Here is a 1,971-nt window from a genome sequence, read left to right as displayed (position 1 = left end):
TGAAATAAGGCCCTAATTAGTCCCGCATGCGTGCTCCGGTACGGACAACAGCCCCATGACGGACCAATAGACAGGTATGGATTGGCTGATGCCGGTCGCCTGTCACCCTTTTAAGCCAAGCGCCTTGGCACCCGCTGATCCCCTTTACAGCGGGATTTTACAACCGGAGCAAACATGGCCGAACCCACGACCAGCTTAGGTACACCGCTGGCTGCGGGATTTTTCGGACTCAGTTTAGCCAGCATATTCCCCGGAGTGGACTTAGCCGCCGTAGTAGGCGCGTTCGGGGGAGCATTCGCTTTTATCATTTTCGCCAAGGATCTTAAGGTGCTGCAGCGCCTGGGCTACCTCTTTGTGGGGTGGATAGGCGGCTACTTCGGAGCTGTAGAGCTGCTTGCCCAGAAATGGGCACAAACCAGCGGCTTTGCAGCATTCATCGCAGGCCTTATTTGTGTAGTTGTCTGCATCTCAGTCTTGGAAGCCATACAGACTGGACGAGCGCCCAAGTGGCTCCTGTTCATTCTGAATCGCTTCCTGGGTAAGCGAGACACGCAGCCATGACCTCAACCTCGGTACTGATCTTTTTAACCATCCTGTTTGCAACCATCTCGGCCATCTACTACCGCCGGGATAATCAAGCAGGGGCGATGTGTGCTGCTGCGATGACAGCGGCCATGGCGACATACGGATACCTGACGGAGCCCATTCGCTATGCGGCACTGGCTCAAGCATCCGTATGCGCTGGCATCTGCATCATGATCGCCTTCAAGTATTCAAGGGGCAGGTCAAAGTACCGCCTCCTGCCTAGCCTGTGCGCGTTCGGACTGGCCTCAGCCACCGCTCAGCAATGGCTAAGCATCTCAGGCCGCATCCTCGTGTACGGGGAATGGCCTGAAGTATCCATCTACAACACCATGATTCTCGCCATCATCCTGATTCTGGTCTGTCGAGCGAACGGCAACGTCGCCAAGATCGCCACATGGGATGAGTGGGACGGACGCACTGAGCGGAGACGGCATTAATGGCTATCGACATGGCAAGGCTTCAGCGTCGTCTTGCCGCCAAAGAAGACAAACGCAACAAGCCGTATCTGGATACTGAAGGGAAGCTGACCATAGGTATAGGTCGCAACCTGGACGACAAAGGCCTCAGAGACTCCGAGATTGCCTTTCTACTGGCTAACGATATCGATGATGCAATCAAGGATGCCTTAGCTGTGGTGCCTCGCTATCAGTCTCTAGATGGCGTGCGGCAGGAAGTCATGATTGAGATGGCTTTCAATCTTGGCCGATCTCGGTTAGCTGGCTTCAAGAAGATGCTGGCAGCGATTGGTAACCAGCAGTTCGACCTAGCCGCTACCGAGATGCTTGATAGCAAGTGGGCTACTCAAGTAAAAGGCCGCGCCAAAGAACTCGCTCAGGCAATGCGTACCGGCACCTGGGGCTGACATGAACCTACTCATACCTCGCATATGGGCATACCTCGCGGTACTGGCCCTGGGTGTTGCGATATGGGCGCATGGCTGGGTATCTGGAGCTACCCACAACCAAGAAAAGGAACTGAAACAGACCGTCAAGGATGTTCAGGTACTCGTCAAGGTAAGAGATAGGGTAGTGACTCAGTATGTGGATAGAGAAAGGATCGTTTACAAGCAGGCCGACACCATCATCAAGCAGGTGCCGATCTATATCACCCCTAAAGCTGATGATCAGTGCTCTGTGCCTGATGGCTTTGTCCGCGTGCACGACGCAGCGGCCCGAGGAATCAGTTTGGATGCTGCCTCCGGCGCTACTGATGCAACAGCCCCGTGAGCTTCAACCTCTACCAGCAGGCCCTAAAGTCAAGCTGAGCACCATAGCAACAACCGTCACCCAGAATTACGCCACCTGTAGGGCCAATGCTGAACAGCTCAGCAGCCTGCAAGAGTGGATCAATGAGCAAAACACCATCATCAATGGCCAGTGACCGAGG

At 54.6% G+C, this 1,971-nt stretch carries 4 protein-coding genes; all 4 read left to right on the top strand.

From position 1 onward, the window contains the following. Positions 1-174 precede the first annotated feature (174 nt). Genes PLU01S_RS25020 through PLU01S_RS25005 form a run of 4 tightly spaced genes read left to right on the top strand, consistent with a single transcriptional unit; the run spans position 175 to position 1,811 of the window. Positions 175-561 (top strand): putative holin, encoded by a 387-nt coding sequence (locus tag PLU01S_RS25020; RefSeq protein ID WP_010794601.1) that lies wholly within the window; start codon positions 175-177, stop codon positions 559-561. After that, positions 558-1,022 carry a phage holin family protein gene (locus PLU01S_RS25015; protein ID WP_084339964.1) on the top strand — a complete coding sequence of 155 codons (465 nt, stop codon included), beginning with the start codon at positions 558-560 and terminating at the stop codon, positions 1,020-1,022. Before PLU01S_RS25020 ends, PLU01S_RS25015 begins: the two co-directional genes overlap by 4 nt. Then, the gene (locus PLU01S_RS25010) at positions 1,022-1,447 is read left to right on the top strand and encodes a glycoside hydrolase family protein (RefSeq protein WP_208859645.1); all 426 of its coding nucleotides are present in this window, start codon (positions 1,022-1,024) and stop codon (positions 1,445-1,447) included. Before PLU01S_RS25015 ends, PLU01S_RS25010 begins: the two co-directional genes overlap by 1 nt. Position 1,448: 1 nt before the next feature. After that, the gene (locus PLU01S_RS25005) at positions 1,449-1,811 is read left to right on the top strand and encodes a hypothetical protein (protein ID WP_084339963.1); all 363 of its coding nucleotides are present in this window, start codon (positions 1,449-1,451) and stop codon (positions 1,809-1,811) included. The last annotated feature ends 160 nt before the right edge of the window (positions 1,812-1,971 follow it).

It is taken from the genome of Pseudomonas luteola NBRC 103146 (genome assembly GCF_002091675.1).
Classification (GTDB): Bacteria; Pseudomonadota; Gammaproteobacteria; order Pseudomonadales; family Pseudomonadaceae; genus Chryseomonas; species Chryseomonas luteola.
Note: the sequence above shows the minus strand (reverse complement) of the source record. Positions and strands in the feature narration are given on the sequence as shown.